The organism is Paenibacillus sp. FSL H8-0548 (assembly GCF_038630985.1).
In the GTDB taxonomy this organism is placed as follows: Bacteria; Bacillota; Bacilli; order Paenibacillales; family Paenibacillaceae; genus Pristimantibacillus.
On sequence record NZ_CP152049.1, the window covers coordinates 2,065,218 to 2,079,864 of the forward strand.

Below are 14,647 nucleotides of genomic sequence, written 5' to 3' on the forward strand. Positions count from 1 at the left end.
TAGAAAAAGGATGCAAAAAAGGTTCATTTCCATCGTATTGGTTTTCATGATGCTAACGAGCGGCTTGCCAGCGGTAAGCGCTAATTCCGCTGCAGATGCAGCAGCGCCTGCGGCGCATTGGGGAGCAGAATCTTTGCAGAAGTGGATTTCCAAAGGCATGCTCGGAGGTTATCCGGATGGCAGCATTCAGCCGGATCGTCAAGTGACACGCGCAGAATTTGCCAAGCTGGTTAATGCGGTATTTGGCTTTCATTCAGCAGGGACAAATTCTTTTACAGATGTAGCTGCTGGCGCTTGGTACAGCAACGATATTACCGCAATTAAGGAAGCAGGTATAATTACGGGTTACCCAGATGGAAGTTTTAAGCCGGATGCGCCGATTACAAGGCAGGAGGCCGCGAAAATAACGGCCCAGTTATTTCAGCTTCAAGCAGTGATTGAGCATAAGCTGGCTGACTTTACGGATCATGGTAAAGTACAAGCCTATGCGAAGGAGCCTTTGGAGCAGCTATTGGCAGGTGGCTACATACAAGGCTATCCAGATCAAACGATACGCCCAGTGAAGCCGATTACGCGTGCAGAAGCGATTGCGCTGCTGGATCGATTAGCGGTTGAGGTCGTAAATGCGTCAGGAAGCTATCCTAATCTGAGCGCAGTCGGCAATGCGGTTATAAATAAGGCGGACGTTAAAATAAATAAAGCGCTTATTGCTGGTGATTTATTTCTCACGCAAGGGATTGGCGAGGGAGATGTTTTTTTAACGGATGTGGAGGTGAAAGGAACCGTCTATGTTAATGGGGGCGGTGTTAACAGCATTCATTTTATGAATTCGAAGCTGAATAGAGTAATCGTGAATAAACATAATGGCCCGGTTAGAGTTGTGTTTGAAGGAAAAACGGACGCGCAGCAGATTGCTATCGCTACGGGAGGAGCCATTGTTGAAATCGGCGAAGAGGCGAGTACGCCGTCGCTGATCGTAGAGGAAACTGCAAAAGATTCGAGCATTATCGTTAAGGGAGCCGTAAAGCAGCTTCAGAATAAAGGTTCGAACACGATTCTAAATGGCAACCCGTTTGACAAAGGCAAAGAAGCTTCTATTTTGAATGGTGTCATCAATGGTCAAGCTTCTGCACCAGGGCAGGGCGGAGGCGGAAGCACGACTCCAACTCCAGAGGCTACGCCGAATCCGACGATAGCGCCAACAACAGAGCCATCAACAGAGCCAGAGCCGCCCAAGGATGAGTGGCAGCTGGTGTGGAATGATGAATTTGATGGCAGCGGTGAAAATATTGATTTTAACGGAGTCAATCTCGATAAATGGGCTTATCAGCTAGGTACCGGCTCGCAGTATGGACTGGACGGCTGGGGCAATAACGAGGAGCAATATTATCGAGCCGAAAATATTTCAGTCAAGGATGGGAAATTAACGATCACGGCTGAGGATGAGAATTTTGGAGGCAAAGCTTATACCTCTGGAAGATTGTATACGCAGCCTACCTTCAATAAAGCTTACGGGAAATTCGAAGCAAGCATTAAACTGCCTGTAGGCGAGGGAATCTGGCCTGCTTTCTGGATGATGCCAACAGATAGTGAGTATGGTGTATGGGCAGCATCTGGTGAACTCGACATTATGGAAGCGCGCGGGCGGCTGCCAAAAGAGGTTGGCGGAACGATACATTACGGTAGAAATTGGCCGAACAACAAAGCGACCGGTGGTGAGTATAGGTTTGGCGAGACGACAGACATTACCGATTTCCATACCTATGGCGTGGAGTGGGAGCCTGGGGAATTACGCTGGTACGTGGATGGTGAATTGTATCAGAAGCTTAACAATTGGGATAGCTGGGGAGCAGATCAACCAGCCAAATATGCTTTTCCTGCTCCGTTTGATAAGCCTTTCTATATGATCTTAAATATGGCGGTAGGCGGCAACTATGACGGCGGCCGTACACCGGACCCTTCCCAGGCAGCTTGGGAAATGGAAGTTGATTATGTTCGCGTTTATGATCTAATAAGCAGACCATATAAGACGCCAGTAGAGCCAGCCTTTGATTCAGAGCCTTATCCTGATCAATATAAAGAGCCAATTGCAGGAAATTTTGTTCATGATATGAGCTACAATGAGCCGTTTACGACGGTTGCTGAGCCGGATCAAGCGCTTGATCCGAAGTTTTGGAATTTTGCTCATATTAGCACGTTTCAAGGTAACGGAGCTATTTCAGTAGACTCGATAAATGGCGTGAACTATGCGAAAGCGGAGATAACAGCAGGCGGCAATGCGGCTCATGCTGTGCAGCTCATTCAGAACGTGACGCTCGGCAAGGGACGCTGGTATAAGCTGTCATTTGATGCCAAATCTAGTTCTAACCGTACGATGACAGTGAAATTCGGCGGCGGAGAAAATCGCGGCTGGACGACGTATTCCGATAGCTTGGAGGCAAGGCTTTCGAATAGCCTGCAAAGCTATGAAATGATATTCCAAATGGGTGCGGAGACAGATACGCTTGCAAGGTTGGAATTTAATCTTGGACTGAGCACGAATGGGGTCTGGCTCGGGAATGTGAGGGTTGAAGAAACGAATGCTCCTGATCCGTTTCAGGATCATGGTCCGAAGGAGCCTATAAATGGAAACCATGTGTACAATGGTACCTTCGATCTTGGAAGAATTGACCGTATGACTTACTGGAATCTAGCTTCAGATGGCGACAAGGCATCAGGAGCAGTTGATTCTGCGGCACGCGAGCTTAAAGTATCGATAGGCAGCGGAGCGCTTAAGCCTGAAGCTGTAAAGCTGACACAGTCAGGCATCAATCTCATTGAAGGCAATGATTACAAAATTACATTCAAAGCAAGAGCGGCATCGGATAGGACGATTCAGCTCGGTGTAAATCAGCTTGACGGAATGCCATATGCTAGTTTGGCGACGTTTGCGCTCACCACGGAAATGAAGGAGCATACGCTTCTGTTTACGATGGAGCAGCCGACTGATGTTCTAGGACAGCTCATATTTATGCTAGGCGGTCATCAGGCCGATGTGTATTTGGACGATATCCAAATGGTACGGTTAACGAATAATAATAGTGGAGAATTAGCGTTGACGAATCAGTTCCCGGTTAAAAATGGCGACTTCTCCAATGGCAAGATTGGCTGGAGCGAGCATGTCCAAGGGCGCTATGACGGCTGGGGCTCAAGTGCTGTCTTTACACCTCAGGATGGAGAGCTGAAGTTGGCCATTGCCAGCGAGGGCAATAATCCATGGGATGTCATGCTGATGCAGACGGATTTTGACCTCTTTAAAGGTCATACCTATGTCGTATCGCTAGACATCAGCTCGTCTAAAAATCGTGATATGGAATTGGTTATTGATACAAGCGAGCGTCGGTATTTATCGGAGAAGGTGGCGCTCACGAGCACGAAGCAGACGCTCAAGTATGAGCTCACTGTTCAAGCAGACATTACGCCTTCACTTAAGCTGCTGCTCGGAAAGCTTGATGGGGCAGCTGTAATTGGAGCACATGACGTTTATGTCGATAACATTCACGTTGAGTTGAAGGATGCGCGAACCAAAGCATTCCCATTGCAAAACGGTTACTTTGACGCTGGCATGTTGGCGTGGAGCACTCATGTACAGGGCGTATATGATGGCACCTCTAGCGCGGTTATAACTGCGGATGATGGAGCGGCCAAAGCGACGATAGCGAATACAGGGGCGAAGGCTTGGGATATTATTTTGCAGCAGGGCGAGCTTGCGCTGCAGAAGGGGAAAACCTATATCGTATCGTTCACAGCAAGAGCAAGCAAGCCGCGTACGATCGAAGCAATCGTTGAAAACAGCGCTTATTTCCGCTATTTGAACAAAACGGTGCTTCTCGATGACGTGACGAATACGTATGCCTATGAATTTACGATGGATAAGGATGACGTTGCTGGCTTTAAGCTGCTTATGGGCGATCAGGCAGATGCCCCGGCGGATACGCATGAGGTGTTTATTGATAATGTTCGCGTGGAGCTCAAAGGGGCTAAAGAAGCGGCAGGAGAGAAAGCACTCAGCACGAACAATATTACGCTTCTTCTGCCTCCAGTTCTATCTCCGGATGCTTCTGACAATGCGCTTGGCTTAGATATTGATGTTGCATTCACTGATAATCCGGCATGGAGAAATGCGGTAAAAGCGGTGTTCGTAGACGGGGTACAGCTTCCTGAGCATGCGTATTCATGGTTAGCAGGAAAGCTGACGGTTAATAAGGCGCAATTTACAGTCGCTAAGTCCCACGATATTTTGATTAAATCGACCGGCTATGAGAATGCGCTTGTCGTTCAGGACATCGAGTCGGAAATCATGTGGAGCCTCGTTTGGTCCGATGAATTTGATGGCGGCGGGGAAAATGTGGATACGAACGGCGTCAATCTAGACAAATGGGCATATCAGCTAGGCAACGGCAGTGAATATGGCGTAGCCAACTGGGGAAATAACGAGGAGCAGTATTATAAGAAAGAAAACATCAGTGTCGAGAACGGGAAATTGATTATTGAAGCCAGAAACGAGAGCTTTGGCGGCAAGAACTATACGTCCGGGCGCTTATGGACCAGTCCAACCTTCAGCAAGGCTTACGGTAAATTCGAGGCGCGCATAAAGCTCCCTGCTGGTGATGGGCTTTGGCCAGCATTTTGGATGATGCCGAGGGATAGCGAATATGGCGGCTGGGCTTCCTCTGGTGAAATTGACATTATGGAGGCACGTGGACGGGTGCTGGGGGAAACGGACGGCACGATTCATTTTGGCAAAAACGCTCCTAACAACAAAGCGACAGGCTCGCAGTATCATTTTCCGGAGGGAGAGGATATTACTGGTTATCACACCTATTCGCTAGAATGGGAGCCAGGTGAGCTTCGGTGGTACGTGGACGGCAATTTATTTCAAACCATCGATGATTGGAACAGCTGGGGGGCTGATCAACCGGATAAATATGCATTCCCAGCGCCGTTCGACAAGGAATTTTACATTATTCTTAATCTAGCGGTAGGCGGCAATTACGATGGCGGGCGCAAGCCTGATGAGTCTCTGATGCCAGCAGAAATGGAAGTTGACTATGTCCGTGCTTATGAGCTGACTGGCAGACCCTATAAGCAACCAATAGAGCCTACGCTTGTGAAGGATACATTTCCGCAAAACGGGAAAGCAGCGATAGATGGGAATTTCATTTATGACCCATCATATACGCAAGGCGTGAAGGATATTACATTAGCGAATCCTGAGCTTGATATGAATTATTGGAATTTCCTGCATGGGGCAGAGTTTGGCGGAGCAGGTACGGTGTCGGTTGTGCCAAGTGATGGAGGTCAATTCGCGAAGGTGGATATTGCGAGTGGCGGAAACGTGCCTTATTCAATGCAGCTTATTCAGTACGTCACGCTCGTAAAAGGCCAATCCTATAAAATTAGCTTTGATGCAAAAGCATCCGCACCACGCGGCATGAGCGTTAAATTTGGCGGTGATGCCAATAGCAACTGGGGCATTTATTCAGACAATTTCGAGCCTTCCTTGAAGGAGCAGCTTGGTCATTATGAATATCGATTCCTGATGACTGCTGAAACAAACGCGGCTGCAAGAATTGAGTTTAATGTAGGCCAAAATGTAAATGATGTATGGATTGGCAACGTTCGCTTGGAGGAAGTGGATGAGCTGAATGAGCCGGGCGGCGCCAAAACTCCGCTGAATAACGGCAATCATATTTATAATGGCGGATTCGATCTTGGCACAATGGACCGATTGCTTTATTGGACGACAGGTTTCTCAAGCACTGCCAAGGCTGAGATCAGTGTAGATCCGCAGTCGCGCAAGCTAAACGCAGTCATTGAAGATGGGGGAGTAGATGCTGCTTCCATTCGTTTGAGTCAGCAGGGCATCAACCTTCTGCAAAGTGATTCGTATGAGCTTACCCTTGACGCGAGTGCAGCGGAAGCACGCACGATTGATGTTCAGTTCATAAGTAAGGATGGTTCGAAGATCTATTCTGGACCGCATACGCTTTCTATAACGCCAGCGGGCGCTTCGCATAAAATAACATTTACGATGCCGGAGAATGTGACGGATGAGGAAGGACAGCTCGAAATTCTGCTCGGGGGGAATGCTTCGGCTGTGCAGCTGGATAACATCTCTCTCATTCGAACGACGAATCTGAATGTTGATTTCACCGGTGTTGATTTATTTCCGCTCAAAAATGGCGATTTCGCCAGTGGACTTAGCAGCTGGGAGCCATTTGTTCAAGGCGGAGCGGCAGCATTTCATGAAACCGATGGAGCTGCGCAAATTTCCGTAACAAATGTAGGCGGCGAGGCGTGGAATGTGATGCTTAACCAGTCCAACCTCAGCTTGACGAAGGGGATGACGTACGTGATCTCCTTTGACGCAAGCGCGAGCGTTGCTCGCGACATTGAAGCTGCGCTGGAGAATGCGACTTATACAAGGCGTTTTTATTCAGGGCCGTTGATGCTTACGCCTGCGATGCAGCATTTTGAATTTACGTTCCGGATGACGTCTGACGATAATGTGGCGCTTAAGTTTTTACTTGGCAATACAGTGAAAAGTGCAGCAGGTCCGCATGACATTTTTATCGACAATGTAGTATTGGAAGTGAAGGACGCACCCGTTAAGCGACCGCCAACTTTAGTGCCGGATACGATTGCCAATCGTGTTGGTGAAGCGGTTGAGCTTGCATTCGTCGATCAGGAACTATGGCGGACGGCGATTAGCGTGATTGAAGTGAACGGTGTTCCGCTTGCCGAGAGTCAATATTCGCTTCAGCAGGGCAGCATAGTCATTCATCCAGCTGTATTCGCGGGTGATCAATCCTACTCGATTAAAATCAAGGCAGCAGGATATGGGGATGCACTTGTCAATCAGCTTATGTTCGCGGCAGATGGCAACCTTGTTCTCAATGGGCATATGTCTAACGGCTCAGCAAGCTGGATATTCTGGTTCGGAGACCGAGGAGAATCGGAATATGCAGTCCAAAATGGAGCCGCTCGCATCGACATTCACTATCATGGCGGCATTCATCCAGAATGGAATGTGCCGATCAGCTGGTCGACCCAGTTTACTCAGAACGGGATCAAGCTAGAGGCAGGCAAAGCTTACGAGCTGAGCTTTAACGCATGGTCAACGGTCGACCGTCCAATAGCGGCAGAGCTGACGGGCTATAACAATAATCAGACGGTAAAATTTAATATTACAGACGATCAAGCAGCGGTATATAGCAGCAGCCTGCGTCCAGCAGCCAATGTGGAGCTGTCTCTTAAATTTTTGCTAGGAAACGTCATTAATGATCTCGTTGCAACGCCAGACGGCCCGCATACCATCTTTATTGATCATGTTTCGATTCGTGAGGTAGCTGCTCCGCCGGTGTTGACCGCAGATACGACAGAAAATAAAGTCGGGCAGCAGATTGAGCTAACCTTCTCTGACTCAGTGGAGTGGCGTTCTGCCATTTCCAAGCTTGCTATAGACGGTGTAGTCGTTGATAGAACCAGCTACACGGTAGAAGCTGGTAAAATCAAGCTGGAGGCTTCGTTATTTCCGGCAATCAAAACGTATGCGATCGCTATTGCAGCGGCTGGTTACGGAATCAGCGAGGTACAGCAGCCGGTGAAGACGGCCGCCGCTAACATTGCAATCGGCAAAACAGCAGCAGCTTCGTCAGGCCTGCAGCCAGCTGCAAATGCTGTAGATGGAGTGGGAAATTCAAGATGGGAGTCGGCGGTCTCTGATCCACAGTGGATTTCGGTTGATCTTGGAGGCATATACAAGCTGGAGAGTGTCACGCTGAGCTGGGAGGGAGCTTTTGGCAAAGCTTACAAGCTTCAAGTATCTTCAGCGGAAGTGCCGAGCGAGAGTGACTGGTCAGATGTATTTACAGAAGCCGCAGGCAATGGCGGAATTGACAGTATTACACTGAATGGAGAAGAAGCAAGGCATATTCGGATGCTGGGAAGCAGCAGAGGTACGATTTATGGTTATTCGCTATGGGAATTTGAGGTATACGGCATTTGGGTTAGCGGAGGAGACGGTGGCGTAGATCCAGATCCGAATCCAGACCCAGGCCCGACACCGAATCCGACGAAATTGAATTTGGCTCTGAACAAGCAGGTCATTGCGTCTAGCTTTAACGTCGTATTTCCAGCTCATCTATTGACTGATGGCGATAAGAATACCAGATGGGAAGCGGATTGGGCAGCTAATCAAGTCGCTCCTATTTTACCAGAATGGTTTTATATCGATTTGAACCGCGAATATACGATCAGTGAGCTTATTTTCACATGGGAGACCGCCTATGGAAAAGCGCTTGAAGTTCAAGTGGCGGCAGAAGGCAGCGATCTTTCGGCTGCGAGCGTGGATTGGCAGACGGTACATTCTTTAGATCGTATATTGAATGTGGGAGGCAAGCTTGAGGAAGCTGTTTCACTTGCGAGCAGTGCAACGGCAAGATATGTGCGTGTATTATTAACGGATAAAGGCTTTGCGCCTTATGGGCCTTCTTTGTTCGAAATTGAGATTTACGAATAACGAAAGCAGTCAGCAATTCTCTTTTCTCAAAAAAACATTAGAGCGTCCTATTGCAGGCCAGAACCTGTTAGGGGCGCTCTTTTGTCGTTCTATTAGACGAATACCATTCATTAGTATAATTATGACGTCATATTTATGATGATTTAATGAAGAAATTAAAATATATATTGCGACATATATAAATATATGATACATATTAAGGTATAGAAATGAACTCATCAGGTACACTAATTAAGGGTACGGTCCTAAGAGACCAGAGGGAGATAAGATTATGGAGAGAGAATTAGCATTAGAGCTAGTACGTGTTACGGAGCTCGCGGCACTCGCGTCTGCACCTTGGATGGGCAGAGGGGATAAGAATAGTGCTGATGGAGCGGCAACCTCGGCAATGCGCTCGATGTTTGATTCCGTATCCATTAGGGGCACAGTCGTTATTGGGGAAGGCGAAATGGATGAGGCTCCCATGCTCTATATTGGCGAAGAGGTTGGCAGCTTGAATGGTCCTGAGGTTGATGTTGCGGTTGATCCTCTAGAAGGTACAGAGATTGTCGCGAAAGGATTAAATAATGCAATGTCGGTGCTTGCCGTAGCAGGCAAAGGCCAGCTGCTTCATGCGCCAGATATGTACATGGAGAAGCTGGCTTTTGGGCCTGTCCTTGTGGGCAAGCAGCTTAGCATTACAGATCCTATGGACGTGACGCTCCGAAAAGCAGCAGAAGCTTTGAATAAGAAAGTATCAGATCTGACTGTTATGATATTGGATCGAACGCGCCATGAAGCGCTCGTAAAGGTGCTGCGCAAAGTAGGCGTACGGATAAAGTTTTTGTCGGATGGTGACGTTGCTGGGGCGATGGCGCCTGCTTTTCCAGAGGCTGGCATTGACCTGTATGTAGGCTCTGGAGGTGCTCCAGAGGGTGTTATAGCAGCTGCGGCTTTAAAATGCTTAGGCGGCGAGCTGCAGGCGCGTTTGATGCCTTCGGATGGCAATGAATACAATCGCTGTGTGCAGATGGGGATCGAGGATCCGTACCGTGTGCTGACGATGGAGGATATGATTGGAACAGGAGATGTATATTTTGCAGCGACGGGTGTAACACCGGGCGAGTTTCTAGGCGGAGTACAATATTTCCCTGATGAGCGTGCGGAGACGCATTCAATCGTTATGCGCGCCAAGACAAAAACGATCCGTTTTGTCCGCTCGTTGCACTATTTGCCGAACAAGACATTTCTAAACAACAATAATTAATGAAATAAGGGCAGTCTCTCGTCGGTGCAAGAAGACCGATGAGAGGCTGCCCTGTTTTAGTTTCTTTCTGCGGTTCTTAGGTTGGACGTGCTCGCTGGATTGGTTTATTATGAAATCGCTCTATAGGAAGGCGGCTACACTGCAGTTTGTATAACGTAATCGACGTTACTCGCCTGACTATGGCACGTACAGTGTAGTTTGTACAATAGATTGCCTATTATAGGGCGATATTCGTTGGTTTGGAGCACATTCTACTGCAATATTACAATGTAGCCACCTAAATCAGCTCTCATATAAGGTTTCTGTTGTAATAAGTGCAGTCTAGGCTGATTCTCCTTCAAAATATAGGGAAGTATATCATTTCGCCATACTTTCTCTACATTTCTCCGGAATGAAACGCGCCACCGCATAAGAACGGCGACAGCCGTTTCACCTTGACTAGCGGAGACTTTGCAACCGCGATCCTAAAGGATGAATTGCTGGCGTTGTGCTCAAACGTAAATTTCGAGCTTATGTAGACTAATAGGATGAAAAACCTATTATTGCATGTGATGGAACTTGAGATTTAGCTGTTGCCGGGAATGAACTTTTTGAGCCACGAACCGAAGCTTGCGGGGTTGCGAGACTGGATTAGAACGACACCCTCGCCGCGGAAGCGGCAGACAAGCCCCTCACCGCTCGTTATGCTGGAGAGCCAGCCCTTGGAAGCTTTCTCAATCGTATAATTCATGTAGCCAGGCCAAGCGACCAAGTGGCCGTTATCCACGATAACCTCTTCTCCAGGCCCTAAATTCAGCGCATGAATGGCACCATAGGAGGAAAGAAATACGGTACCTTTACCGCTAATTTCTACGATGAAAAAACCTTCTCCCGACAATAGCCCTCTGCCAAGGTTTTGCATTTTGGTATTGACCTCAATGCCGCTGGTGCCGGCCAAGAAACCATCCTTCTGGACGAGCAGCTTGTACGAGCCATCTAGCTCGATCGCCTCAACATCACCAAGCGAGGGAGGAGCTAGGTGAACCTCGCCTTGCCCTCGTACCGCCGTCATCTCTTGGAAAAAGAATGTTTCACCGCTAAGCATTCTTCCTAGCCCGCGCATAAATCCGCCATCGGTTGTTCCTTTAAGATCAATACTCGGAGACATAGAGACCATTGCACCCATCTCCGCCTTAACGCTCTCTCCCGGATTTAGCTGGACCTTCAACATCGCGAAGGCGCCTTTATAAAAAATATCGTATTTCATGAAATAACCTCCTAAAGATTTTGCGAAGCAAAAGCCCGCTTCGGAAGCATAGGCTTAGGTTTTGCGAAGCAAAAGCTCGCTTCGGAAGCATAGGCTTAGATTTTGCGAAGCAAAAGCCCGCTTCGAAAGCATAGGCTTAGGTTTTGCGAAGCAAGTCCCCGCTTCGGAAGCGGGGACAATAAATATTGCGAAGCAAAAGCTTGCCTAGGGAGCAAAGCTAAAAAAGAGGCGAACCAGTCCCTCGCTTCGATGGCTAGCTTAATCGAGTGGAGGCTGCGTGACGCCTTCGCGTTCTGCTTGTTTACGGTGAGCCATGCGGCTTGCCGCAGAGGCTGCTATTGCACCGACAATATCGTCAAGGAAGGTGTGAACCTCTCCATCGCTTTTGTCATTGAGCTTTACCAAAATGCCAGGCTTCAGCTTATCGACGTAACCAAAGTTCGTAAAGCCGATGCTTCCATATACGTTTACAATTGAAAGCGCCAAGATTTCATCGCAGCCATAGAGACTCTCGTCATGCTTGATCATATCCTGCAGCGGGGCGATTAGCTTGCCTTCCTCAGCGAGAATATCGAGTTGAATACCAGTCAATACGGCATTTTGCACCTCGCGCTTGGACAAGACCGCTTCAACATGAACAATGCAATCCTCGGGCGTGAGGCCAGGGAAATAATCCTTTTGCAGAAAATGGACGAGCTTCGCGATTTCAATGGTGGATACTCCGCGTTTAATGAGCCATTCGTTAGTAGCATCAGCCACTTTGCGGCTATTGAGGCTATAAATTTCAGGATTGGACATGTTTTTGTTCCCCCTTAGGATTTTATGGACAAAACTGGTCTAAAAAAGGGAAGGGCTCGTATACATAGTACTACAAATAAGGTGTTGAACAAAGCCGGCAGGCAAAACTTGATTAGGGAGGAAACGTCAATATGATTCAAAAAAGATGGATTAGGGGTGCTGTGCTTTCCAGTGTGCTGGTACTGCCCATTCTTACGGCAGGTTGCGGCTTATTTTCACAGGAGACAAGCAAGTCAATTGATCCGCCGCAGGTAGAGGTGAAGGATGGCGTTCAAGACTTAGAAACCGGACAGGCAGTCTTAACGGGAGAAGAAGCGCAAATGACGGTTTATCTTGAAGACCGCAATGGATATTTGGCACCGATCGCCCTTCAAACAACACTTGGCGCTAATGAAATTGCTGCACAGAAGGCTCTAGAAATAATGGTAGAGAACGGGAGCTATGCAAGTCAGCTGCCTGAGGGTTTTAGAGCAGTCATTCCGCAGGGCACTCAAATTAAATCCTACAGCTATGATAAAGAGCAAAAGCTCGCTAAGGTTGATTTTTCTGAGCCCTTTGCAAACTATAACGTGCAGGATGAGAGAACGATCGTGGAAGCTATTACTTGGACGCTCACAGCTATACCAGGTATCGAAGGGGTTGAAATCTCGTTCGAGGGCACTAAGCTTCTAGAGATGCCTGAGGATGGCTTCCCGTTAGATGAAATATTAACCCGTGAGGTAGGTATTAATATTGAAGCAGCTGAGGGAGTGAACTACGCTCAATCGACGCCAGTAACGTTATATTTCTCAGCACAAACGTTAAGCGACGAGCAATATTATGTTCCTGTTACTCGCCTTGTTGCACGCTCGGCGTCACCTGCACAAGCAGCGCTTGAACAGCTGATTTCTGGGCCGCTTAACAAAAAAGAGCTAACCAGCGTCATTTTGCCAGATGTACTGGTGAAAAACATCGCTCAGGATGGTGATGTGGTAACCGTTGATTTGGAGGATGAAGCGTTTCAGGAAGGACAGAAGCTTCCAACAGAAATGATGCAGGCGCTCGTACTATCCGTGACTGAAAATACAGATGCTACGACCGTGCAAATTAAAGTAAACGGCATAGCAAATATTGTTGACGAGGCTGACCAATCCTACAGCCAGCCAGTAGGCAGGCCGCATCATGTTAATGCCATCAAATCATAAAGCTGCAGCTTAAGCTTGAATGAAGAAGCCGCTTCGAAGGGAATCCTTTGAAGCAGCTTCTTTTTTTTCGAGCTCAGCAGATGCAATTCGTAGGCCACTTTGTTAAAATAGGAAAGATTGTTGGATGAGATGAAGTAGTTTTCTAATAATACAACGCAGCACTCAGGAGGAAATTAGTATGAGGAACGACGGTCGGCAACCGAACCAGCTTCGGCCGGTAACCATAACGACAGGTGTTAATAAATACGCAGAGGGCTCGGTTCTTATCGAGGTCGGAGATACGAAGGTTATTTGTACAGCAAGCATCGAGGAGCGGGTTCCGCCGTTTATGAAGGGACAAGGCAAGGGCTGGATTACAGCTGAATACGCCATGCTTCCCCGTGCGACGCATTCTCGGAATATTCGCGAGGCAGCAAAGGGCAAGCTGACAGGACGGACGATGGAAATTCAGCGGCTGATTGGACGGGCTTTGCGCTCTGTCGTTGATTTGCAGGCGCTAGGTGAGCGTACAATTACTTTGGATTGCGATGTTATTCAGGCTGATGGCGGTACGCGTACGACTTCTATTACTGGGGCATTCATTGCGCTTTCCATCGCAGTAAATAAACTGACGGATAAGGTTCAATTCGCAAAATATCCGATTACTGATTTTCTAGCTTCGGTGAGCGTAGGGGTTATTCAAGACAAAGCATTGCTTGACTTGAACTATGAGGAAGATTCCAAGGCTAAGGTCGATATGAACGTTGTGATGACGAGCAGCGGCAAATTTGTTGAGGTACAGGGAACTGGCGAGGATGCTCCGTTCTCAAGAGATGAGCTTAATCAATTGCTTGCTCTGGGAGAAGAGGGCATTCAGGAGCTGATCGGCAAGCAGCGTGAAGTGCTTGGAGCGATGGGTGCCCGTATTGGAGGCTAGACTTTATGGCGAAGCATGCTGTGTTATCTCATGATGTAATTGTTGTTGCTACGAAAAATGCCGGTAAAGTTAAGGAATTTGCACATGCGCTGCAGAAGCTTGGCAAAACAACAGCGAGTCTGCTTGACTACCCGCAAATTCCAGATATCGTCGAGGATGGCGATACGTTTGCAGCGAATGCGCGGATTAAAGCGAAGACGACAGGAGATGCGCTCGGCGTCCCTGTGCTAGCTGATGATTCGGGCTTGCGTGTCTCGGCGCTGAACGATGAGCCTGGTGTTTATTCTGCGCGCTATGCGGGAGAGCACGCAGCAGACAGTGATAATAACGAAAAGCTGATACGTGAGCTTAGACGTATGCAAGGAAATCATGAGATTGCTGATCTAGGCGAGCTTCCAGATGGCTCGCAGCTACTGAGCAAAGCCCAATTTGTTTGTGCGTTGGCATTGTATGATCCATCAACAGGCTTGTTTGTAGAAGCAGAAGGTACGGTAGACGGTGTCATTACGGATATACCTCATGGTACTGGGGGCTTTGGTTATGATCCTTTGTTCTGGCTTCCAGAGCTTAACCGCGGCATGGCGGAGATGACGAAGGAAGAGAAGCAGCAGATCAGTCATCGCGGCGAGGCATTGAAACGTCTGCTTCCTCTGCTCGAGCAGGCGTAATTAATAAGCACCCCCATCTGCGGTCA

General features: G+C 48.1%; 7 protein-coding genes. 5 read left to right on the plus strand and 2 right to left on the minus strand.

Going from position 1 to position 14,647, the window contains the following annotated elements; genetic code table 11:
• Positions 1-10 precede the first annotated feature (10 nt).
• Both MHI37_RS08720 and glpX read left to right on the plus strand, forming a co-directional pair.
• Complete coding sequence (locus MHI37_RS08720; RefSeq protein WP_076339108.1) at positions 11-8,563, plus strand: carbohydrate binding domain-containing protein; 8,553 nt, start codon at positions 11-13, stop codon at positions 8,561-8,563.
• 271 nt (positions 8,564-8,834) lie between these two features.
• Entirely contained in the window at positions 8,835-9,809 is a 975-nt protein-coding gene (glpX, locus tag MHI37_RS08725) for a class II fructose-bisphosphatase (RefSeq protein WP_076339107.1), read from the plus strand.
• A gap of 565 nt (positions 9,810-10,374) precedes the next feature.
• Here the strand turns inward: glpX and MHI37_RS08730 are convergent.
• Positions 10,375-11,055, minus strand: coding sequence for a TIGR00266 family protein (locus MHI37_RS08730; RefSeq protein WP_076339106.1), 681 nt, complete (start codon positions 11,053-11,055; stop codon positions 10,375-10,377).
• Positions 11,056-11,313: 258 nt separating this feature from the next.
• Positions 11,314-11,853 (minus strand): phosphatidylglycerophosphatase A, encoded by a 540-nt coding sequence (locus MHI37_RS08735; RefSeq protein WP_076339105.1) that lies wholly within the window; start codon positions 11,851-11,853, stop codon positions 11,314-11,316.
• A gap of 131 nt (positions 11,854-11,984) precedes the next feature.
• On the opposite strand from MHI37_RS08735, the gene MHI37_RS08740 reads away from it, so the two are divergent.
• The 3 genes from MHI37_RS08740 (at position 11,985) to rdgB (ending at position 14,621) form a co-directional block, all read left to right on the plus strand.
• The gene (locus tag MHI37_RS08740; RefSeq protein ID WP_076339104.1) at positions 11,985-13,037 is read left to right on the plus strand and encodes a GerMN domain-containing protein; all 1,053 of its coding nucleotides are present in this window, start codon (positions 11,985-11,987) and stop codon (positions 13,035-13,037) included.
• 178 nt (positions 13,038-13,215) lie between these two features.
• On the plus strand, positions 13,216-13,953 hold the full coding sequence (gene rph / locus MHI37_RS08745; protein ID WP_076339103.1) for a ribonuclease PH: 738 nt from the start codon (positions 13,216-13,218) through the stop codon (positions 13,951-13,953).
• Between the two features lie 5 nt (positions 13,954-13,958).
• A complete protein-coding gene (gene rdgB / locus MHI37_RS08750; RefSeq protein WP_076339102.1) occupies positions 13,959-14,621 on the plus strand; it encodes an RdgB/HAM1 family non-canonical purine NTP pyrophosphatase in 663 nt (220 codons plus the stop codon).
• Positions 14,622-14,647 lie beyond the last annotated feature (26 nt).